The 19674-nt window shown below is 36.6% G+C and carries 20 protein-coding genes; 8 read left to right on the top strand and 12 right to left on the bottom strand.

Annotated features, from left to right (window positions below; all coding sequences use genetic code 11):
* The first annotated feature begins 59 nt into the window (after positions 1-59).
* Positions 60-1904, top strand: a complete 1845-nt coding sequence (locus tag BW951_RS01720; protein WP_076390200.1) for a chloride channel protein — start codon at positions 60-62, stop codon at positions 1902-1904.
* Between the two features lie 91 nt (positions 1905-1995).
* Here the strand turns inward: BW951_RS01720 and BW951_RS01725 are convergent, their stop codons facing one another.
* Both BW951_RS01725 and BW951_RS01730 read right to left on the bottom strand, forming a co-directional pair.
* Complete coding sequence (locus tag BW951_RS01725) at positions 1996-2805, bottom strand: anti-sigma factor (RefSeq protein ID WP_076390201.1); 810 nt, start codon at positions 2803-2805, stop codon at positions 1996-1998.
* A 1-nt stretch (position 2806) separates the two neighbouring features.
* Positions 2807-3355, bottom strand: coding sequence for an RNA polymerase sigma factor (locus BW951_RS01730; protein WP_317048565.1), 549 nt, complete (start codon positions 3353-3355; stop codon positions 2807-2809).
* A 266-nt stretch (positions 3356-3621) separates the two neighbouring features.
* Between BW951_RS01730 and BW951_RS01735 the strand changes: the two genes are divergently transcribed.
* The 3 genes from BW951_RS01735 (at position 3622) to BW951_RS01745 (ending at position 5843) form a co-directional block, all read left to right on the top strand.
* Positions 3622-4191, top strand: coding sequence for a fasciclin domain-containing protein (locus BW951_RS01735; RefSeq protein ID WP_076390203.1), 570 nt, complete (start codon positions 3622-3624; stop codon positions 4189-4191).
* A 104-nt stretch (positions 4192-4295) separates the two neighbouring features.
* Positions 4296-5003, top strand: coding sequence for a ferritin-like domain-containing protein (locus tag BW951_RS01740; protein ID WP_076390204.1), 708 nt, complete (start codon positions 4296-4298; stop codon positions 5001-5003).
* Positions 5004-5027: 24 nt separating this feature from the next.
* Positions 5028-5843, top strand: a complete 816-nt coding sequence (locus BW951_RS01745; RefSeq protein WP_076390205.1) for a ferritin-like domain-containing protein — start codon at positions 5028-5030, stop codon at positions 5841-5843.
* Between the two features lie 87 nt (positions 5844-5930).
* Here BW951_RS01745 and BW951_RS01750 read toward each other — a convergent pair whose 3' ends face one another.
* Positions 5931-6851, bottom strand: coding sequence for a DUF3078 domain-containing protein (locus tag BW951_RS01750; protein WP_076390206.1), 921 nt, complete (start codon positions 6849-6851; stop codon positions 5931-5933).
* A 146-nt stretch (positions 6852-6997) separates the two neighbouring features.
* Positions 6998-7531, bottom strand: a complete 534-nt coding sequence (locus BW951_RS01755; RefSeq protein WP_076390207.1) for a carboxymuconolactone decarboxylase family protein — start codon at positions 7529-7531, stop codon at positions 6998-7000.
* A 525-nt stretch (positions 7532-8056) separates the two neighbouring features.
* Between BW951_RS01755 and BW951_RS01760 the strand changes: the two genes are divergently transcribed.
* The gene (locus BW951_RS01760) at positions 8057-8908 is read left to right on the top strand and encodes an AraC family transcriptional regulator (protein WP_076390208.1); all 852 of its coding nucleotides are present in this window, start codon (positions 8057-8059) and stop codon (positions 8906-8908) included.
* Between the two features lie 181 nt (positions 8909-9089).
* Here BW951_RS01760 and BW951_RS01765 read toward each other — a convergent pair whose 3' ends face one another.
* From BW951_RS01765 to BW951_RS01775, 3 genes are all read right to left on the bottom strand, one after another.
* The gene (locus BW951_RS01765) at positions 9090-9797 is read right to left on the bottom strand and encodes a DUF421 domain-containing protein (protein ID WP_084196333.1); all 708 of its coding nucleotides are present in this window, start codon (positions 9795-9797) and stop codon (positions 9090-9092) included.
* Positions 9798-9904: 107 nt separating this feature from the next.
* Positions 9905-10441 carry a GNAT family N-acetyltransferase gene (locus tag BW951_RS01770; RefSeq protein ID WP_076390209.1) on the bottom strand — a complete coding sequence of 179 codons (537 nt, stop codon included), beginning with the start codon at positions 10439-10441 and terminating at the stop codon, positions 9905-9907.
* 58 nt (positions 10442-10499) lie between these two features.
* Positions 10500-11267 (bottom strand): MBL fold metallo-hydrolase, encoded by a 768-nt coding sequence (locus BW951_RS01775; RefSeq protein WP_076390210.1) that lies wholly within the window; start codon positions 11265-11267, stop codon positions 10500-10502.
* 93 nt (positions 11268-11360) lie between these two features.
* Between BW951_RS01775 and BW951_RS01780 the strand changes: the two genes are divergently transcribed.
* Positions 11361-11681, top strand: a complete 321-nt coding sequence (locus tag BW951_RS01780; RefSeq protein ID WP_076390211.1) for a winged helix-turn-helix transcriptional regulator — start codon at positions 11361-11363, stop codon at positions 11679-11681.
* 179 nt (positions 11682-11860) lie between these two features.
* Here BW951_RS01780 and bioA read toward each other — a convergent pair whose 3' ends face one another.
* The 5 genes from bioA to BW951_RS01805 form a co-directional block, all read right to left on the bottom strand.
* On the bottom strand, positions 11861-13132 hold the full coding sequence (gene bioA / locus BW951_RS01785) for an adenosylmethionine--8-amino-7-oxononanoate transaminase (RefSeq protein ID WP_076390212.1): 1272 nt from the start codon (positions 13130-13132) through the stop codon (positions 11861-11863).
* 295 nt (positions 13133-13427) lie between these two features.
* Positions 13428-14408, bottom strand: a complete 981-nt coding sequence (gene bioB, locus BW951_RS01790; RefSeq protein ID WP_076390213.1) for a biotin synthase BioB — start codon at positions 14406-14408, stop codon at positions 13428-13430.
* Positions 14405-15028: a dethiobiotin synthase gene (gene bioD, locus BW951_RS01795; RefSeq protein ID WP_076390214.1), complete on the bottom strand. Its 624-nt coding sequence runs from the start codon at positions 15026-15028 to the stop codon at positions 14405-14407. The genes bioB and bioD overlap by 4 nt, the downstream gene beginning before the upstream one ends.
* A gap of 133 nt (positions 15029-15161) precedes the next feature.
* Positions 15162-16271 (bottom strand): aminotransferase class I/II-fold pyridoxal phosphate-dependent enzyme, encoded by a 1110-nt coding sequence (locus BW951_RS01800; protein ID WP_175608769.1) that lies wholly within the window; start codon positions 16269-16271, stop codon positions 15162-15164.
* Positions 16261-16887, bottom strand: coding sequence for a hypothetical protein (locus BW951_RS01805; protein WP_076390215.1), 627 nt, complete (start codon positions 16885-16887; stop codon positions 16261-16263). The genes BW951_RS01800 and BW951_RS01805 overlap by 11 nt, the downstream gene beginning before the upstream one ends.
* Positions 16888-16952: 65 nt before the next feature.
* On the opposite strand from BW951_RS01805, the gene BW951_RS01810 reads away from it, so the two are divergent.
* Both BW951_RS01810 and BW951_RS01815 read left to right on the top strand, forming a co-directional pair.
* Positions 16953-18437 (top strand): aminotransferase-like domain-containing protein, encoded by a 1485-nt coding sequence (locus BW951_RS01810; protein ID WP_076390216.1) that lies wholly within the window; start codon positions 16953-16955, stop codon positions 18435-18437.
* A 57-nt stretch (positions 18438-18494) separates the two neighbouring features.
* Positions 18495-19508, top strand: coding sequence for a ligase-associated DNA damage response exonuclease (locus BW951_RS01815; RefSeq protein WP_076390543.1), 1014 nt, complete (start codon positions 18495-18497; stop codon positions 19506-19508).
* The last annotated feature ends 166 nt before the right edge of the window (positions 19509-19674 follow it).

Consider the following 19674-nt stretch of genomic DNA (forward strand, 5'->3'; position numbering starts at 1 on the left):
ATATATTTCATAAATTTACAGAACTGTAACAATTCGGTTATGGTTTAAAATTCCCAAAAGTGAATATTCATAATAAGAAAAAGTTTCTGAGCTTTCTGAAGTTCAAGAGAGACTTTCAGAAGTATGGACTTGAAAAAGCGCGCAGTTACGAACTCATCTTACATTGGCTCAATAACAGACTCAGCCGGAATCAGTTTCTGGTTTTATCGGGGATTATTGTCGGTTGTTCAGCGGGTTTGGCAGGAGTAATTCTTAAAACTCTTGTTCACAATATTCATCATTTTATTACAACGAAAGTTCATTTTGAATACCAGATTCTGTTTTATATCATTTTTCCGTTTCTGGGAATTGTTTTAACAACGAGTATTGTTTTAACGATATTTAAAGGACAGGACAGAAAAGGGATCGGCGCAATTTTATATGAAATTGCACAGAATTCGAGCATTGTTTCTTCCGTGAAAATGTATTCGCAGATTGTACAGAGTGCCGTTACAGTAGGACTCGGCGGTTCCGCAGGTCTTGAGAGCCCTATTGCAGTAACCGGAGCAGCCATCGGTTCTAATTTTGCGCAGACGTACCGCCTCAGTTACAAAGAAAGAACTCTTCTGTTGGCTGCAGGAGCAACTGCCGGAATTGCATCCGCTTTTAATGCCCCGATTGCCGGAATTATGTTCGCTTTTGAAATTCTTTTAACGGGAGTTGTATTCACAGACTTTATTCCTTTGGTTGTGGCGGCGGTTTGCGGAAGTTTGTTATCCAGAATTCTGCTGCAGGAAGATGTTCTTTTCAGATTTTATACCCGGGAAGCTTTTAATTATAAAAATGTTCCATATTATCTTATTTTAGGAATTGTTACAGGTCTGTACGCGAGATATTTTGTGGTGATTTCCCAAAAAGTTGAACATTTTATAAAAGGGCTAAAAATGTCGCGGCTTAGAAAAGCAATGTTTGGCGGAGCGGTTTTGTCGCTGCTTTGCGTTCTTTTTCCGCCTTTGTTTGGGGAAGGTTATGATACGGTAAAAGCTTTTACCAATGGAAATACCCACAATATTATCCAGAATAGTTTTTTCAGATATTTTGAAATAAAAGATTTTACGATTATTATTTTCTTAATTCTGGTTTTATTACTGAAAGCTTTTGCTACTTCTTTCACCATTTTCAGTGGAGGAAACGGAGGAAATTTTGCACCCTCGCTTTTTGCGGGCGGAACAGTAGGATATCTTTTTGCTGTTGTTTGTCAGCAGATCGGTTTTACGGATGTTCCTGTAACGAATCTTGTTCTGGTAGGAATGGCAGGTGCAATGAGCGGTGTGATGTATGCTCCTTTAACGGCTATTTTCCTTATCGCGGAATCCAGTTTTGGGTATGATCTTTTTATTCCTTTGATGATTGTTTCCATCATTTCTTATCTCATTGCGAAGTGGTTCTCTCCTATTTCTCCGGAGCTGAAATCTTTAGCCGATCAGGGAAAAATATTCACCAATAAACATGATAAAAATATTCTTTTTTCTTTAAAAACAGAAGAATTCATCGATAGATATTCTCAGGCGATTGATGAAAATGCTCCTATAACTGAATTATTTGAACTGGTAAAAAACGGCAATAAAAATATTTTTGCCGTTGTAAATGAGGAAAAAGTTTTAAGAGGAATTTTAACGCTGGATGATATCAGACCTTATTTATTTGCCAATAATGAAGTCTCGGTGACTCTCATTCAGATGATGAAAGCTCCTCCTGCCATTATTCACCCAGAAGATCAGCCTCTGGATATTCTTCAGACCTTTGATGACACCGGAGTCTGGAATTTGCCTGTGGTGGATCCAAACAACAGGTTTATCGGATTTATTTCCAAATCGACAATACTGATGAGCTACAGACAGCTTTTAAAGGAATATTCTGAGTAATCTTTGTTCAGATTGAATTAAATTTCTCACCATTATATAAACAAAAAGACCGGCGAAAGCCGGTCTTTATATTGTTTGAATTGTTTACTTATTAAATCTCTCCCATTACATACATATTCTCCATGGTAGGAACCGGACTTCCGCCCTTTTTTTCGAGTGTAATGGCAAAAGCCTGAGCATTTGGAATGTTGGCAAGCGCAATTTTGCTGTCTTTTTCTTCCGTATACATCCCTGCATCTACAGGTTTTCCGTCTGCAATAGCCCAAAGCTGATACTGCATTCCTTCCGGAGCTTTTGGTAAACTTTCGGCGTCAAGATAAACATCCTTGGTTTTCGTATCCCAGAAAACCATTGCTTTGGAATCTGTGTGCTTTTCGACTCCTTTCAGTTTTACCATTTTCATATCAGGATTGGAAATCATTTCCATTTTCTGATTTATTCTCTGCATCGCAAGATTCTGAGCGTTCTTCTCAGTCTCCATTTTCGCGATTGTTTCTTTTGTTTCTTTCTGGCTGTTCATCCAGAAAACATTTCCGCCCACGCTTACCAGAAGCAGAACAGATGCGGCAACCGCAAAAACCTTCCAGTTATTACTTCCCTGAATTCTTATTTCTTCCTGTGGTTTTGCTGCAGGAATATCCGCAGAAAATACAGGCTTTTCCTCTTCAGCAGTCTGTTCCTGCTGAATTTTGTTCCAAATCTTTGATTTTAAATCTGCCGGAGGTGCTACCGCCTGTGCCGTTGCAAGATCTTCCAGTGTTTTCTGTGCCTCTTCAAAAGCAGTTTTTACTTCTGCATTGTTTTTCATCACACACTCCAAAATACCCGCCTCCTCTGGAGAAGCAAGACCTAGAATATAAGATTCTATGATTCCGGATGATATGTATTCTTTAGTGTTCAATTTATTGATAATCTTTTAGCAAATCTTTTAGTTTCATAAGTGCATTCCTCATTTTAGTTTTAACCGTTCCCAGCGGTATCTTCAGTTTTTCGGATATTTCACTTTGTGTATATCCCTGATAATACGCGAGATCGATAAGTTCCTTTTTGTCAGTCTCCAGACTTTCAAGCACATTGGCAAACCCGATATAATCGGAAGAATCATTAGTCGTTGAAAGCTCTGCAGAATCATATACGAAATCTGGAAGCGATTGGTTTTTTAGTTGGTTCTGAAAACCTTTTGATTTTAAATAGTCGATCGCCGTATTCCTTGCAATATTAATCATCCAGGTGTAAAACCTACCTTTAGAAGCATCGTATTGGTGGATAGAATTCCATATTTTAACAAAAACGTCCTGAATAATCTCTTCTGTATATTCCTTGGACTGAACAATTCGAAGAATCACCCCGTACAATGCACCGGAATAGTGATCATACAGATGATGAAAACCTGTCTCGTTTTTTTCTTTCAGTAAAACGATTAGCTGCTCTTCAGAATACTTTGTTTTAATAGTGAATAATTTTCACCTCAAAAATAACAATAATATTAATGATAACCAAATTTTAAAAATGTTTTTAAATCTTTAGCAAATCCTGTTATATGTTAACAGATTAGTAAGGATAGTAAAGAAATTTAAAATAAAAACAAAATTTAATATCCTGTTTTTCAATTACTTGTGATTTTTATTCAATTTTTTAAATCCAAAATAAAACCGAGTTCGTAAATGATTTTAACAACAGACAAATCAAATAATTTATCATTAAAAATCAAAAAGAAATGAATACTAGATCAAAAATCGCAGTTTTAGGAATGGTAGCCTTATCATTCGCTTTCAGCGGAAACGCTACAGCACAGACAATGAAGGAAAAAACAGTAATGGTAGGCGGAGCGCCGATGTATCCTTCTAAAAACATTATTGAGAACGCAGTAAATTCTAAAGATCACAAAACATTGGTAGCTGCTGTAAAAGCTGCAGGTCTTGTAGAAACTTTACAGGGAGCAGGTCCGTTCACCGTTTTCGCACCAACAGATGCAGCATTTGCTAAACTTCCGAAAGGAACGGTAGAAAATCTTGTAAAGCCTGAAAATAAAGAAATGCTTACAAAAATTCTTACGTACCATGTTTTACCGGGAAGATACAGTTCTCAGCAGGTTTGGGCAGCGGTAAAAGCAGGAAACGGAAAAGCAATGATGAAAACAGTGGAAGGTGAAGAACTTACTTTCTGGGCAAAAGGTAAAAACCTTTATGTAAGAGACGCAAAAGGAAACGATGCAAAAGTAACCATTGCAGACGTTAACCAGTCTAACGGTGTAATTCATGTTATAGATACGGTATTAATGCCATAATAATTTTTAAGTGTGAGAAACAGCATAATATTTATGCTGTTTTCTTTCAACCTTATCTAAAAACACATTAAAATATATAAACCTCTACACTAAAAAATAATATTATGAAAAAAACTATTAATGTTTCTAACCAGGGAGCGACTCTGGATACAGGCAGAAGAAATTTTTTGAAACTGAGCGGTGTAGGTCTTGCTCTTGCAGGTCTTACCATGATCGGTTGTGATGACGATAATTTCGATATGGTTGAAAATAACGTTTTCGACCTTGGAAAAGGTGATGTGGGTGTATTAAATTACGCTTATGCACTTGAACAATTGGAAGCAGATTTCTATACCAAAGTGGTTAATAATTTCTATTCCGGAATTTCAAATGCTGAAAAACAACTTTTTACAGATCTTTATCATCATGAAGTAATTCACAGAGACTTTTTTAAAGCAGCGATTAGCGGAGCAACATCCAATGTATTGCCTACTCTGGAATTTCAGTACCCGAATGTGAATTTTAACGACAGAAACTCTGTACTGGCTACTGCAAAAGCTTTGGAAGATACAGGAGTTGCGGCGTATAATGGAGCAGGAAAATACATTACCAACGCAGATTATCTGGTAATTGCCGGAAAAATTGTTTCTGTGGAAGCAAGACACGCTTCAGCGATCAGAAACCTTATCAATCCGGGAACAGCGGCTTTCTCCGGGGATGATGTGATTGATGCCAACGGTCTGGATCTTGCGAAAGAGCCAAAAGAAGTTGTATCCGCAGCAGGAGGATTTTTCAAAACACCTTTCACCTGGAAAGAACAGGGAATCGGTTAATTATTCACTTCAAAAAATTACATTATGAATATTCTTAAATTACTAGATAAGCTTTCTGATGACAAATTCTTTACTACAGAAACATCAAGATTAGAAACACTTACCAATATTTCATCTTTCGGGAAAAAAGCGGCTATTGCTGCAGTTCCTTTCGGATTAGGAGCCTTAATGACGACTCCTGCAAAAGCTGAAACCACAGACACTACAAAAAATGCAACGTTCTTTAAAAGTGCTTTAACGGATGCATTACAACTGGCTTTGGTTCTGGAATATCTTGAAAACGAATACTATGCATTAGGATTGGCGGCTTCGTCTTTAATCCCGAGTGCAGACCGAGTGGTATTTATGCAGATTGCAAAACATGAATCTGCACACGTAACCTTTTTGAAAAATACTTTGACTTCTTTAGGAGTAACTCCGGGAGCTAAACCGACCTTCGATTTTACGGCAAACGGCAGTTTTTCACCTTTTACAGATTACAATCAGTTCCTTGTTTTGGCTCAGGCATTTGAAGATACCGGAGTAAGAGCTTACAAAGGACAGGCAGGAAACGTAATGTCTAATAAAACAGTTCTTCAGGCTGCATTGCAGATTCACTCTGTAGAAGCAAGACACGCTTCACAGGTAAGAAGAATGAGAGCCAACAAAGGATGGATAGAATTGGCAGACGGAGGAAATATGCCTTCTGCAACCAATCCTGTTTACGCTGGAGAAGGCAATACAAATCAGGCAGGCTTTAATACCGCTACAGCTTTCGGGGCTGCTGCAGGTTCTGCTGCCTATGACGAGATTTTAAGTGGAAGTGATGCCCAGGCAATTGCATCCTTATTTATTGTCTGAGGAATTTTTACCTTAAATTTTTAGCTGTTTAGTCCCTTTCCGAATGATCGGAAAGGGATTTTTAGAAGAATATTAAAAAACAGCCAATTATTTCTTCATCCACGTCTGGTTGTCCTTGTTTTCAGAACGTTTTCTGCCATTGTCGATGTTGTAGGCAAAGCCCACTCCCAAAGTCTGTTTTAGCTGTGTTTTGGCAATCTGGTTATGATCGTACAGTAAATCCAGTGTTACGTTGGTGGAAATAAACTTATTGATTTTCATATTTAAAATTCCGCTGTACGCAAGAACCAGTCTTTCAGGATGGTCCAGATAATTGGAGAAAACAGAACCGGTATTGGTTAACGTAATATTATCCATTATTTTCAGCTTGTATATTGCTGTTCCCAGAAAACCGAACTGAAACAGAGAAGAATCACCGTCATTTTTTAAGCCATACATTCCTTTATACTGAAGATCTTTATCGAGTACGAAAGTCCATCTCGCATTGGCAGGACGCATGGTTGCCGTAAAATTATCGTTGGGTCTGTACGTTACCCCTGCTCCCATATTCAGATAACCGGGCGCCATAAAATTTGAAATTTTTGCTGCTTCCGGATTGTTTCCGTCCGCATAACCAGGCGCAAACTGTGTCTGTAAGCTTGCTCCTGCGGAAATATACCAGTTTTTTGCAAATTCTCTTCCGTAGTTGGTCGAAAGATTAATTACATCCTGGGTTTTTCTGGTTCCTACTCCTTTCGTATTATTTTGTCCGTATCCTAGAATAATAATGTTTTCCCAAAGATCTTTCCCCTTTTCGTAGGTAAGATTATAGTTTACTCCGGCAAGCCATCCCACATTATTGGCTCCTCCTCCAACCCAGTTGGAAAAAGCCGCCTGATTAAGCATAAGCGTATTCTGCCCCTTAATGCTCCAGACTTTTGCAGTATCCGAAACCGCTGCATCATTTCTTTCCTGAGCAGATAAATGAATCCCTAACAAAACGATAAATGGAAGTAGTTTTATTTTCATAAGTTTATATTTTGGTTAAAATTTAACAATAAAACTTAATGAATGATTAAAAATTATGAACTTAAAAGAAATTATCTGAAATTATTTTACATTATTATAAAAAAAACTGTTCGCAGTAAGGAACAGTTTTAAAAAAATAAAGTGAATTAAATTGCTTTCGCCAAAGGCCAGTCGATGGGAACCTCAGTGGCCGCAAAAAGATAATTGGTTATTATTTTATCGCCTGTTAAAACAATGACATCTACAAGACTTCCTTCTGTATAGCCTTCTCTAAAAAAGTTTTCTTTTATTTCATCAGAAATTGCTCCTTTATTTTCAGCAATAGATTGTACTGCTTTCGCCAGTGCATTTAGTTTTGAGTCAAACGAAACATCTGCTTTTCTTATCTCGATAATCTGTTCATCTGTGAAACCGTTCATTTTAGCGATGGCGGTATGAGCACTTAAACAGTATAAACAGTTATTAAACTGGCTTACCACAAGATTTACCACTTCTTTCTCCTTTGCTTTTAAAGAAGTTTTAGAGTTCTGTAATGCAATATACGTTGAAAGTGCATTTTCCGAATGGGCAAAAGCTGCATACAGATTTGGGACAAAGCCAATCCCTTTTTCTAAGTTTTCAAAAATTGCCTGATTTGCTGCTGATACTTGTTCTTTTTGAGGAACTTCAAAATTTTTCATTGTTTTTAATTTGTTTAATTAATTTTACAATGCAAAGTTGCGGTTTCAGGAAAGGCAATTCCATAGCAGAATTTCCCGAAAGATTTAGATTTTTTCCCTTTCTGACTTTTTTAAAAGTTTTTCTGAATTAAAATGAAATTTCAGTAATGACGTTTAAACTAATTTCAGAATAAACCGCAAAAGAGACAAAAGACTTTAGTGGATTTATGTAAAGTATTTCAAAAGTCAGCAAAGAGAAAAAATCTTTGATTTTTTAAAACTTAGGTGCACTTTTTTTTCCCATTTAACTATTAAACTAAACTTAAGAAACTAAAGTGTTTAAATTTTTTGCTTCTTTTGCGGTAAAAAAGTTTAAACAAGCTTGATAAAGCAAATTTCCAGAATAATTGGAGTGCTCAAAAGAATAAAAATCAAAGATTTTTAAAAACTATTGTGATCTTTTCATTTATAATCACCAACTTTAAATAAAAGTTTAGTTTATCTTTTGCTACTTTTGCGGTTACATAAGAAGTTTAAACAGTCTTAATGATTTATTCTTTAAATAATAAACAGACCGGCTCCGAATGTCGGCTTTTTGTACATCCCGAACTATTCGACCGGGATTTTTACGGGAAAGACCGGGAGAAAAAGCTGCTTACCATTGCCTGGAATAAAGGTGAAGATCAAAAAGTAATCATTGACGGGATTGATTATATTTTTGCATCAGGAACTGTTCTTTGTCTTATGGTCAACCAGTCTTTTCAGTTTGAAGATTCCTCCCAAATTGTTGCATGGCAGTTTAACAGGGATTTTTATTGCATCGAGACACATGATGAAGAAGTAAGCTGTGTGGGATTTCTGTTTTACGGTTCAGCCGATGTTATGTTTATTGCTGTAGATGAAAAGGATCATGAGAAATTATCATTTCTGCAAAGCATTTTTATTGAGGAGTTTCAGGAGATCGACGGAATTCAGGAGGATATGATCAGGATGCTGATTAAAAGACTCATCATTATTATTACAAGACTTGGAAAAAAGCAGTTTTTAAAGGAAGAACTTCCCGAAGTAAAGCTGGATATCATCAGAAGTTTTAATCTTTTGGTGGAAAAGAACTACAAAACTCAGCATTCTGTAAAATTTTATGCAGATCAGCTTCATAAATCGCCAAAGACTTTATCCAACCTATTCAGATTGTACAACAGCCAGAGTCCGTCGTCTGTTATCCAGCAGAGAATTTTTCTTGAAGCAAAAAGACTTTTGCTGTTTACCGATAAATCTGTAAAGGAAATTACCTTTGAACTGGGGTTTGAAGACGTGTCGTATTTCAGTAATTTTTTCAAGAGACTTTCAGGAAATACACCTGTTTCATTTAAAAAGAAAAAGCCTGTAAAGAAATAAAAAATCACAGTCTTAAACCAATTAGTTTTATCTATTAACATCATGAAAAAAATATGTTACTTTTTTTCTGAAATTATTAGGATTGAAAATCATTTTTTAATTATATTTGTGAATCGAAATAATTTTTTTTCATCATTTGTGTTTTTTTAGGCTCCTTTCTAAGGAGTCTTTTTTTGTTTTATCAGGTAACGCGTTTTTTATTGCTCGAAGCTACCCATTCATCTTTTTTACATTTGCTGCAGTTTCCTGCCATTCCTTTGTGTTTTTCTTCCGTATGTCCGCAGAACGTGCAGGAATAAAATCCCGGCTGAACAATTGTTTTCAAAGGATGATCCAAAGAATCCGGCATAATCGGAAGTCCGTATTTCACCCTTTCGTCTTCGAAATAAAACACACTGATTTCTCCGGAAATTTCTTCAATGGCACTTTCAATCTGCCCAAGTTGGGAAATTCCTTTTAATCTTAATTCAGCAAAAAATTCATCACTCCCCAGATTTTCTTTCTTAAAATTTTCAATGGAAAATTCACCGTTTTCGATCAGGCAGATCGATTTTCCCTCAATAAGCTGTTCGAGTTTTTTATTTTTTGCGATAAAATAGGTTACAATGGTGTACAGAAGAATAATTACGGCAAAAACAATGAATGAAGAAACAATTCCGACATCTTTATTAAACATCGGATCTCCCGCCGCAGAACCCAGTCCGATAATCACCACAAGTTCGAAAATCGAAAGCTGCTTCACTCCCCTTTTTCCCAAAACTCTAAGACCAATGATAATGGTAATGAACATAATGGCGGTGCGAAGAATAATTTCCAGAATAAAAGACCATTCTTCGTGTCCCATCAGAAGTTCTTTCCAGTCTAATTCTAAAAGAAATATGGATAACATATAAAATTTATGATTCAAGGTTCAAAAAATACGCCAAGCAAAAGAAAAACGCATCATGAACGTTTGTACTGAAAATAAAAACCGCCTCTGTTGAAACGGTTTTTCTCTTATCCTTTAATCCATTCTTCCCGAAGCAAAGCATAGATCACATCATCTGTCCAGTTGTTTTTCCAGAATAGACTTTTCACAAAATGACCTTCTTTTCTAAAACCAATGCGTTCCATTAGTTTAAGAGAATCAATGTTTTCCGGATCTATGGAAGCCATGATTCTGTGTTTTTTCAGATCGCTGAAAAGAAAATTAATTACTCCTTTTAACGCTTCAGAAGCATACCCTCTTCCCTGAAAGTCCTTATTTAAAGTAATTCCTAACTCTGCCTGCAAATTTTCAGAACCAAAAAAATGAATTCCGATATCGCCGATCACAGCTTTTGTATCTTTTTCTGTAATTAAAACCTGATACCAGCTTTCCGGCTGATTAAATTCTTTGTTATTTTTTTGAATAAACTGTTCAACATCTTCCAATGTTTTGGGAATCCAGCTCTGAAATTTATTCGCTTCCGCATCAGAACGATAATTAAAAACTGCCTGTTTATCGTCCAAAGTCAGATCCCGAATCAGTAATCTTTCTGTTTCTAAATGCATTTTTTATAATTTGATCCGGCTAAATTAAGATTTAATCTCAAATCTTTAAGCAAGAGATTTAAGCACCTAATTCAGCTTCTTCACCGTCATTCAGCACAATACATCTTTCTTCCAAACCATTCTCCTGAATTTTTTCTTTAATGAATTTTCTGTCTTCTTTAGAATGACTTACACTTTCAAGATGCGTTACCCAGACTTTTGAATTCGGCGCAGATTCACAGACTTTCAAAATATCATTACTGTTCATTACAATCGGATCTCCCACTACAAAAGTTGCTGCTCCTCCCGCAACAACAATGTGCTCCGGCTGATGTTTTTTAATTGCCTGTTCCACTTCTTCACACCAGATACTGTCACCCGCAATATAAACAGACTGTTCAGCATTTTTAAAGACAAACCCATGAACGACACCCATCTGTTCTTCAATTTCTCCTGTTCCGTGATGTCCGTTCGTTAAAGAAATTTCAATATTTTTAAACTGTACTGTATCATTGAAAACAATCACATTTTTAAATCCTGCCTCAGAAATCTGTTCGGAAATGATTTCAGGACAAATAATGGGTACATTTTTATCTAAAAGTTCAATCGCTTTCGGGTCCCAATGATCCGGATGAAGATGTGTAACGGCTACCGCATCAATCGTTTTTAATTTTTCCTGCAGTTCTTCCTCTCCAAAAGGCAGATCTACTAACGGATTCAATAATTCATTGTCTACCATTGGAAATATTCCTAAAGAGCCTTTTTCACCTAACATAGGATCAATTAAGATCTTCAATCCATCAATATTTAAAAGCAGTGTTGCATTTCGCCATAATTGTAATTTCATTTTCTTTAATTTTGTATCTGCAAAGCTATTGTTTACCTGAAATTAAATAATGGCTGGTTACCAAAAGGTGCACTATATACAATTTTGTAACGTATGTTATTTGAAGAATTTAAAAATTGCGGACTGAGAAAAACGCTGGACATGATTTCCGGAAAGTGGAAACCGCTTATTTTGTCCAATCTTTTTGAGCAAGAGGAAGTCCGTTTTGTCGAATTATGGCGGAAAATGCCGAAAGTCTCTAAAAAAGTTCTGGCAGAACAGCTCAAACAAATGGAGGAAGATCATATCATTCAACGGGTTGAAGTCTACAATTTTCCTCCGGAAGTATATTATAAATTAACGGAAAGAGCCAAAAAGCTCGGTCCGATCCTTGATGAACTTCACCAATGGGGAAACGAACATCAGAAGATTTAAAATCATTTAATTAATTTATCACTTTTACTAATAAATGCTTTGACAGATTCAATCTGACAATGTTAAAATATTGCGGTTAGTATTCGAGATGTCACCCTGAGCTTGTCGAAGGGACACTATTAGAAAACCACTTACTGATCGTTATTCTACAATATTAATTAATGGGATAAGTCAATCATTTAATTACTGAAGCTATCCAAAACTTCAAGAATATTCCGATACACAAAATCCAGTTTTTCAGGCGTAATGCAGTAAGGCGGAACGAGATACATCACATTTCCCAAAGGACGCATGATGATTCCTCTTTTTAAAAATTCACGATACAAAACCTTCCCGATTTCGTTAAAATAGGATGTTTTTTCATCATTTTTAATTTCCCAGGCGATAATCGTTCCGGTCTGTCTCACATTTTCAATTTTCGGGTGATTTTTTAAAACCTGAGAAAAATTAAAATGTTTCTGACTGATTAGATTGATTTTTTCCAGCGTTTCCTCTTTCAAAAGCAATTCCATACTTGCCAAAGCCGCTGTACAGGCTAAAGGATTTGCCGTGAAAGAATGACCGTGAAATAACGTCTTATATTTATCTTCCGACAAAAACGCGTCGAAAATCTGTTGTGAAGAAGTTGTAATTCCCATCGGCATTGTTCCGCCTGTTAATCCCTTTGAAAAACACATGATATCTGGTTTTTCCGAAAGATAATTTGCCGCAAACAGCTTTCCGGTTCTTCCGAAACCTGTAAAAACTTCATCCTGAATCATTAAAATTCCCTTTTCTCTGCAAAATTTCATCAATTCTGATAAATCTTCGGCTTTATGCATCAACATTCCCGCTGCTCCCTGAATCAACGGTTCGTAAATGAAACATGCAATTTCTTCAGAATGATTTTTTATAATGATTTTTAAATCTTCAATATTCCCGGAAGTCGGCGGATCAATAAAGATTACTTCAAAAAGCATTTCCCCGAAAGGTTTTGTCCAGACACTTCTTCCGCTCACAGACATCGCTCCGAAAGTATCACCATGATAAGCCTCTTTAAAAGCCAGAATTTTCGTCTTTTCTTTTCCCTGATTATGCCAGAACTGAATACACATCTTCAGCGCCACTTCCACCGCAGTAGAACCATTGTCCGAATAAAAAACCTTCTCCTGATTTTCAGGCAGCAGTTTCAGTAAATTCTCAGAAAGCTGAATAGCAGGTTCGTGCGTAAATCCCGCAAAAATAACCTGTTCCAGCGTATTCAACTGCTCAGAAACTCTTTGTGCAATGTACGGATTCGCATGACCATGAAGTGTAACCCACCACGAAGCCACTGCATCGATGTATTTTTTTCCGTCTTCATCGTAAAGATAAATTCCGCTTCCTTTTACGATCGGGATTGCATCTTCCGCTGTTTTCATCTGCGTGTAAGGATGCCAATTGACGGCTCTGTCGCGCTCTTGTAAATTCATAAATAATTGGTTGTAATGTTTAATTTTATCAATGGTGAATTGTTAATCGTCAATTGTAAACGCAAAGACTATATTTATAAATTGATATTTTAAGCTAAGCAAAGTCGAGCAGATTTCATCTGCCATTAAGCAAGCCGTTTCATTGTCTCTGACTGAAATTTCTTTGATTTACTTATTATTAAAAATAGAATATTTACTTTATCAATGCTGAATTGTCAATCGTGAATTGTTATTATTCACAATCCAAAAAAATTGACTATTGACCATTCAGTATTCACTTTTCACCATTCACTTTTCAGCACATCGTTTTCTCCTTCATCATCGGCTTTAATCCCAAAGTCTGCAGCATCTGCATATCCTCAGAAACGCCCGGATTTGGTGTTACCAGAAGTGTTTCTCTTTCCCCTGTAAAGATCGAGTTGGCTCCCGCCATGAAACACCATCCCTGCTCAAATTCAGTCATTTCAATTCTTCCTGCGCTTAAACGAACCATTGATGAAGGCATTACAATTCTTGCTGTAGCGATCATTCTTACCATTTCCCAGGTATTCGTTTTTTCGCTATCCTGAAGCGGCGTTCCTTCTACTCTTGCCAATGCGTTGATCGGGACAGATTCCGGATGTTTCGGCATTGTTGCCAATGTTAAAAGCATCGAAATCCGGTCTTTTGGCGTTTCTCCCAATCCGATAATTCCTCCCGAGCAAACCGTAATTCCGGCTTTTCTTACATTATTAATCGTATTGATTCTGTTGTCGAACGTTCTTGTGGAAATAATTTCATCGTAATATTCCTCAGAAGTATCAAGATTGTGATTATATGCATACAAACCTGCTTCCTGAAGGCGTTTTGCCTGATCTTCCGTTAACATTCCCAACGTACAGCACACTTCCAATCCAAGTTCATTTACGCCTTTTACCATATCAATAACACGGTCGAAATCACGGTTGTCACGCACTTCTCTCCACGCTGCAGCCATACAGAAGCGCGACGAACCGCCTTCTTTTGCTTTTTTGGCGTGTTCAATGACTGTTTCTGTCGGCAGTAAAGCCTGAACTTTAATATTCGTATGATAACGCGCTGCCTGTCCGCAATACGAACAGTCTTCCGGACAGCCTCCTGTTTTAATCGAAAGCAGGGTCGACATCTGAACTTCTTCAGGATTGTGCCACTCCCGATGAACCGTTGCGGCTTTATAAACAAGTTCCAGAAGCGGAAGATTATAAATTTCTTCTATTTCTTCCTTCGTCCAGTCGTTTCTTAATTGATTCTTATTCATGATTCTATTTTTTCTAATTGTTTTGCAATATTTTCTATACTTTCTTCTGTTATATTTTCAAGGTCAGGAATTCTTATAATTTCAGTTTCCGGTGGAATATTTTCACAAATAACCCTTTCCGTGTCCGGTGGAAAATTTCCGTTGAGAATTAAATAGTTCAGTTTAATTTTCTTTTGATTTAAAACTAAAACAGATAACAATGTATGATTGATACAGCCTAAATAATTCTTCACAATCAAAGCGGCGGGAACGTTCAGTTTTTCAATTAAATCAATAATAAATTCATCATCATTCAACGGAACCATCAATCCTCCCGCTCCTTCTATGATTAAATAATTCTGTGTTTTCGGAATTTGGAATTCATTCAGATCAATCAGAATTCCTTCTTCCTTTGCCGATTGATGCGGTGATGCAGCCAATTTAAAACGATACCTTTCCGGATGGCAAACCGTATGTTCTCCTACCCAGTCTTTAATTTTCATGGTATCAGAGTAATCCAGATCTCCGGACTGAACCGGTTTCCAATACTCTGCCTCAAAATATTTGGTTAAAATCGCCGAACAAACCGTTTTCCCGACTTCTGTCCCGATTCCTGTGACGAAGAGTGTTTTCTGATTCATATTTTGTATTTCTAATTCAATGTTTAATATTTTAATGTTTTCTTGTCATTTCGACGAAGGAGAAATCTATTCTTTATTGATATTATTGATAATCAATAGAATCGTAATTTCGCTATTGAATGACAGTTACGTTTTAAACAAACTCTCTAATAATCCCAGTCAACTTCAAAATTTCCTCTTCTGTATTAAAACTGTGCAGGCAAATCCTCAATCTTTCTGTTCCTTCTTTTACCGTTGGATTGAAAACCGCATACGTTAGAAATCCACTTTCCGATAAAACGTTCTGTACAATTTTCAACTGATGATTATCCGGAATAATGATTGCCTGAATTGGACTGTTTTCAGATGACGGAGTGGCTAAATTCTGCTCACGAAAAATTTTAATATTTTCCTGAAGTTGTATGGATAATTTACCGTTTGCTTTTAAAAATTCATATCCGCTAAAAATGCTCATCCATAGAAAATCGTGCGCTGAAGTCGTATAGATAAAAGGGGATGCAAAATTGATGAGATAAGATTTAATTAAATCATTCGTTAAAATCGCCGCACCATGCGTTCCCAAAGCTTTTCCATAGGTTACAATCGTTGCTGAAACTTTTTCCTGTAGGTTAAACTCATTCACCAAACCGTTTCCAAAAACACCGAAAGCATGAGCTTCATCTACAACTAACTGAGCATTGTATTTTGCTGTGATTTCTGCAATCTCTTTCAAAGGAGCAATATCTCCGTCCATCGAATACAGGCTTTCAACAGCGACATAACAAAGTCCGGTTTGCTTTTTCAGAATCCTTTCTAAATCGCCAACATCATTATGCCTGAATTTCAGTTTTTTAGCATTCGACATCCTACATGCATCATGAACGGAACGATGAATTTTTTCATCCACAATTATGATATCATGACGGGTTAGAAGCGTTGAAAATAGAGCCAGATTCGCATTATATCCCGAAGAAAAAAGTAAAGCCGATTCGTACTGATGTTCTTTGGCTATACTTTCTTCTGTTTCAGCAACAGTTAAACTATTTCCGCTGATCAGTCTGGAACCAGTACTTCCTTTCAGCAGTTCCGGATTTTCGTTGATTTTTTTTAATAAAATCTGCTGAAAATCTTTATTTCCTGCCAATCCCAAATAATCGTTGGAATAAAAATCCACTCCTTCTTTTTGAGATTTTAAAACCCGTAAGGTTCCGCTTTCTTTTCTTTTTTCTAAGGCTTCCTGAAAATGGCGAAAATTATTCAGCATAATTTACCTGTAAAATCTCTTTTGAAATGGCATCAATCCATTGGTTATGAAGATCTTTTTCAATCTCTAAAACAATTTCTGCATGAATTTTCCAGTCTTCCGAAAAATCGTCCAACTGATTAATCATTTCCTCCAAATGTCCTTCTTCCTCCAAAATAATTGATTTTACCATAATTTTTGAGGTATATTTTGTCAGAATTTCCTGATAAACAGGATATAATTCATCGGCACGAACTTCAATAGCATATGTTACAAACAGATACGCCGCATATTTTAATTCTTCTTTGCTGAGATTGAAATTCTGCTGAAGATATTTACACGCTTTAATGTCAAGAGAATGAAGATATTGTCTCGTTGCCGTTGCGGCCAAAAGTTCATTGCTATTGTACGTTTTGCAGAATTCAGGATCAATTTTCAGGATCTGCTTTTTAAGATAATAAGCGTGGCGATGTTCTTCCGCAGCGTGTTTTAGCTGTATTAAACTCACTTTAGTCGGATGTTCACAAGCCGAAATTTTTCTCGCTCCTGCATTTTCCATAAAGGAAAGCGTATTCAGCCATTTTGCGTGCGTTTCATTTTGCTGAACAATTTTTTCTAAAAGACTGTACAATTCCATTCTTTTTTGTTTTGCTTCAAAAGTAGTATATTGCCGGATGGTTGTATGGTGCCAGTTTTAAGATTATGGATAGTCCGGTTAAAATTCCTTATCAGAGTTTCATAAAAATCAATAGAAATTCCGAAGTTTCTATTTATATGCAGATTTCCAATCAGCTGATTAATGCCATTCAGCGTGGTTTTTTGCCATTCGGAACCAAACTTCCGGGAACAAGAATGCTTAGCGAAATGCTGAATGTTCACAGAAATACCATTGTTTCTGTCTACGAAGAACTGTTTTCACAGGGATGGGTGGAAAGTATTCCCAACAAAGGAACCTTTATCATCGGAAAAGACCAGTATCAGTTTTTAGAATCGAAAAATTTACAAAAAATTCAGCTCGAAAATTATCCGAAATCAACAGGATTTACCTTCAAAACATCCAATATTTTGGATAATCCTTTTGAATATTCCAATTGTGAATACATTTTTAATGACGGAATTCCCGACATCCGCTTAACTCAGATCGATCAGCATTCCAGAATTTACAGTTCTATTTTAAAAAGAAAAGCACATAAAATCGGACAGTACAATCAAGACGGAAGTGAATTTTTTAAAGAAAATCTTTCAAAATATTTAAATTTATCCAGAGGATTACCCATTTCTAAAAATAACCTTCTCATTACAAGAAGCACAGAAATGAGCATTTATATTGCTTCGGAAATTCTTTTATCCGAAGGGGATATTGTTTTAGTTGCAGAACTGAGTTATTTCTCGGTGAACATGATTTTTCAAAAAGCAGGAGTGAAAATAAAATCAGTCTCCATTGATAATGACGGAATTAACACAGAAGAAGTCAGGAAAATTTGTCAACAGCAAAAAGTGAGAATGCTGTATCTTACACCGCATCATCATTATCCCACAACTGTTACATTGAGCGCACAGCGCAGATTAGAGTTGCTGAATCTTGCGAATGAATTTGGTTTTATCATTTTAGAAGACGATTACGATTACGATTTTCATTACGACAAAAGTCCGCTTCTTCCGCTTGCAAGCGCAGATACGAACGGAATGGTGATTTACATCGGTTCTTTCGGAAAATCTTTAGCTCCCGGTTTCCGCACAGGATTTATTGTCGCTCCCGAAAATCTGATGTCTGAAATGAGGAAACATCTGGGAATTATCGACAGACAGGGTGATATTTTAATGGAGCACGTTTTGGGTGAAATGATTGCCGAAGGAGAAATCAACCGTTATCTGAAAAAATCATTAAAAATTTATCAGGAAAGAAGAGATTATTTTATTCATCTGATTCAGGAAAACTTAGGAAATTATATACAATTCGAAAAACCGTCGGGCGGGCTTGCAGTTTGGGCAGAATGGCAAATTCCCATCAATTTAATGCAGCTTTCTAAAAATTGTGCGCAAAACAATTTATTTATTCCTAAAACCTTACTTTATCAGAATAAAAATCTAATCGCCATGCGTTTAGGATTTGGAAACCTCAATACCACAGAAATGGAAAAATCGGTTGAAATAGTAACGGATCATGTGAAAAAGATGCTACATTAAAGATTTTTAAATATATTGGTTAGATTTTTGAATGTAAAAAATAACAAAATTGCACCATTGAAACTTATCACATTCACAAATAAAGGCATTTATTGTCCGCAGGGAAAATTTTATATTGATCCTTGGCGACCCGTTGATTTGGCTGTCATTACTCATGGACACGCCGATCACGCTCGTTGGGGAATGAAAAAATACTTGTGTCATCATTTTACCAAACCTATTCTGCACAAGAGAATCAGCGAAGATATTGAAGTTCAGAGCGTAGAATATGGCGAAATCATCAATATCAACGGCGTAAAAGTTTCACTTCATCCTGCCGGTCATATCATAGGCTCCGCGCAGATCCGGCTGGAATACAAAGGCTATGTAAGCGTGGTTTCAGGAGACTATAAAGTTCAGGATGATGGATTAAGCACCCCTTTCGAATTGGTAAAATGTAATGAATTCGTTACCGAAAGTACTTTCGGACTGCCGATTTACAACTGGCTGGAAGTTCCGGATCTGAATAAAAAACTCCAGAACTGGGTGCTCAGAAATCAGGAAAATCAAAAAACTTCTGTTTTCATAGGTTATTCTCTGGGAAAAGCACAACGCGTAATGAAGGCGGTTGAAGGAATGGGAAAAATCCACGTCCACTACTCGATCGGAAAACTGAATAAAGCCTTTGAAGAAGTCGGAATCGTACTTCCGGATTACGAAATTCCCGATTTCAGGGAAAGTATCAAGCACGTTGCAGGAGATATTGTAATTGTTCCGCCCGCTTTGTTGGATTCCAATGTCATCAAAAAAATTCCAGATGCCGCAACAGCAATTTGTTCCGGATGGATGCAGGTTCGCGGTGCGAGACGATGGCGGAGTGCCGATGCAGGTTTTCCGATGAGCGACCACGCCGACTGGAAAGGTTTGTTACAGGCTATAAAAGCCACCGAAGCTGAAATCGTTCACGTTACGCACGGACAGACCGAAGTTTTTTCTAAATATTTGAATGAAATCGGAATTAAATCTGATGTGGTAGAAACATTGTACGGCGATGATGATGAAGAAAAAGAGAAAGAAATTATTGAAAATTAAGGTAAAAAAAACTTTAAATTTAGACGTTAACTTGTGAGAAAAGCTCCGTAGGAGCGTACTGTTAATAGAAAAACAAAATGATAAGGCGGAACTCCATAGGAGCGACCTGTTAAATAAAAATTTCTCCCTATAAATATGTAAAACATACGTTTAAAAAACGCCAATT

Source organism: Chryseobacterium gambrini, from assembly GCF_900156825.1.
GTDB classification, from domain to species: domain Bacteria; phylum Bacteroidota; class Bacteroidia; order Flavobacteriales; family Weeksellaceae; genus Chryseobacterium; species Chryseobacterium gambrini.

What these genes read in the sequence shown, in the direction of transcription:
- BW951_RS01735 (WP_076390203.1), top strand. Translation starts at nt 3,622, where the DNA reads ATGAATACTAGATCAAAAATCGCAGTTTTAGGAATGGTAGCCTTATCA.
- BW951_RS01740 (WP_076390204.1), top strand. Translation starts at nt 4,296, where the DNA reads ATGAAAAAAACTATTAATGTTTCTAACCAGGGAGCGACTCTGGATACA.
- BW951_RS01745 (WP_076390205.1), top strand. Translation starts at nt 5,028, where the DNA reads ATGAATATTCTTAAATTACTAGATAAGCTTTCTGATGACAAATTCTTT.
- BW951_RS01750 (WP_076390206.1), bottom strand. Translation starts at nt 6,851, where the DNA reads ATGAAAATAAAACTACTTCCATTTATCGTTTTGTTAGGGATTCATTTA.
- BW951_RS01755 (WP_076390207.1), bottom strand. Translation starts at nt 7,531, where the DNA reads ATGAAAAATTTTGAAGTTCCTCAAAAAGAACAAGTATCAGCAGCAAAT.
- BW951_RS01760 (WP_076390208.1), top strand. Translation starts at nt 8,057, where the DNA reads ATGATTTATTCTTTAAATAATAAACAGACCGGCTCCGAATGTCGGCTT.
- BW951_RS01765 (WP_084196333.1), bottom strand. Translation starts at nt 9,797, where the DNA reads ATGTTATCCATATTTCTTTTAGAATTAGACTGGAAAGAACTTCTGATG.
- BW951_RS01770 (WP_076390209.1), bottom strand. Translation starts at nt 10,441, where the DNA reads ATGCATTTAGAAACAGAAAGATTACTGATTCGGGATCTGACTTTGGAC.
- BW951_RS01775 (WP_076390210.1), bottom strand. Translation starts at nt 11,267, where the DNA reads ATGAAATTACAATTATGGCGAAATGCAACACTGCTTTTAAATATTGAT.
- BW951_RS01780 (WP_076390211.1), top strand. Translation starts at nt 11,361, where the DNA reads ATGTTATTTGAAGAATTTAAAAATTGCGGACTGAGAAAAACGCTGGAC.
- bioA (WP_076390212.1), bottom strand. Translation starts at nt 13,132, where the DNA reads ATGAATTTACAAGAGCGCGACAGAGCCGTCAATTGGCATCCTTACACG.
- bioB (WP_076390213.1), bottom strand. Translation starts at nt 14,408, where the DNA reads ATGAATAAGAATCAATTAAGAAACGACTGGACGAAGGAAGAAATAGAA.
- bioD (WP_076390214.1), bottom strand. Translation starts at nt 15,028, where the DNA reads ATGAATCAGAAAACACTCTTCGTCACAGGAATCGGGACAGAAGTCGGG.
- BW951_RS01800 (WP_175608769.1), bottom strand. Translation starts at nt 16,271, where the DNA reads ATGCTGAATAATTTTCGCCATTTTCAGGAAGCCTTAGAAAAAAGAAAA.
- BW951_RS01805 (WP_076390215.1), bottom strand. Translation starts at nt 16,887, where the DNA reads ATGGAATTGTACAGTCTTTTAGAAAAAATTGTTCAGCAAAATGAAACG.
- BW951_RS01810 (WP_076390216.1), top strand. Translation starts at nt 16,953, where the DNA reads ATGGATAGTCCGGTTAAAATTCCTTATCAGAGTTTCATAAAAATCAAT.